The organism is Synechococcus sp. W65.1 (assembly GCF_047461615.1).
Taxonomy (GTDB): domain Bacteria; phylum Cyanobacteriota; class Cyanobacteriia; order Thermostichales; family Thermostichaceae; genus Thermostichus.
In genome coordinates this window covers 1-1,176 of the sequence record NZ_JANSHI010000031.1, presented here as the reverse complement: position 1 = coordinate 1,176, position 1,176 = coordinate 1, and the positions used below count along the sequence as shown (strand labels likewise).

At 57.9% G+C, this 1,176-nt stretch carries 2 protein-coding genes; both read left to right on the top strand.

Features of this window, described 5'->3' with window-relative positions; genetic code table 11:
* The coding region (locus NW806_RS10950; protein WP_414411129.1) for a hypothetical protein at positions 1 to 310 on the top strand (310 nt) is incomplete at its 5' end.
* A 138-nt stretch (positions 311 to 448) separates the two neighbouring features.
* Positions 449 to 1,066, top strand: coding sequence for a hypothetical protein (locus NW806_RS10945; protein WP_414411128.1), 618 nt, complete (start codon positions 449 to 451; stop codon positions 1,064 to 1,066).
* The last annotated feature ends 110 nt before the right edge of the window (positions 1,067 to 1,176 follow it).

Below are 1,176 nucleotides of genomic sequence, written 5' to 3'. Positions count from 1 at the left end.
CACAGAGGCCATTGAGCGTCTTTTTGCAGTCATTGCCCAAAACACAGAGGCGATTGGGCAAGTTTTTGCAGCCATTGGTCAGAACGCGGAGGCCATTGGGCGTGTTTCCACAGTTACTGTCCAGAACACAGAGGCCATTGAGCGTCTTTTTGCAGTCATTGCCCAAAACACAGAGGCGATTGGGCAAGTTTTTGCAGCCATTGCCCAAACTAGGGAGTCCATCGCTGAGCTGCGGGCCAGCATTGCCGAGCTGCGCCAGGTGGTTGAGCAGCAAAACCGCGCCATTACCTACCTTATGAGCCAAGACTAGGCCCAGAGCCGTGGATCCTCTTCCTTCTGGGCTAGGGTTAGGGAATAATACCCGTTAGTTCTTCCCCAAGCTGGCCGATACTGGGCCAGGACTGCAACCGCTGTCCTAATTCCTACTCACTTTGCTGGAGGTCTGAGAATGTCTAAGCGCAACTTCCCACATAGGCGGCATTTTTCCCTGGCCTCGTTGGTATTGTCTGCTGCTCTGGCCGGGCTAGTGGTGGCCTGTGGCTCTTCCTCAAGGGATCCTCTCACGGTTGCCACGCCCACGCCAACTCCGACCCCCACACCAACACCTGTGCCCACTCCAACCCCTACACCAACTCCAACACCCACCCCCACGCCAACTCCGACCCCCACACCCACGGCAACGCCCACTCCGACACCCACCCCTAGACCAACTCCGACGCCTACTCCCACGCCCACTCCAACTCCAACACCCACGCCGACACCCACCCCCACGCCCACTCCTGCTGGCCTGCGGATTACGATCCCGGGCTTGCCGGCAGGGGCCACAGTAACCATTCGACAAGCAGATGGCACAGTAATTGCCACCTCCACCTCGGTGTCTGGGGACGTGGTTATCTTCCCCACTTCCTTTACCATCCCCTTTGGCGGCCAGATCCGGGTGACTCCCGCCATTCCTTCACCTGGGCCGATTACGGTCGGCGGTACTACCCTTAGCACCTTTGACAACACCACCAACCCTGGCAGCACCACCTACTTCAACTTTGGGCCGGGCATCTCAGTGAACTAGCTTGGGGCTGGCCCTAGAAGGGCAATCGGTTTCCATTCAGGAGGTGCTAGATGGCAACCGGTTGTCTTCTTCTTCAGCTTTGGGAAAGGCACCGTCGCTGTGCTTTTTTG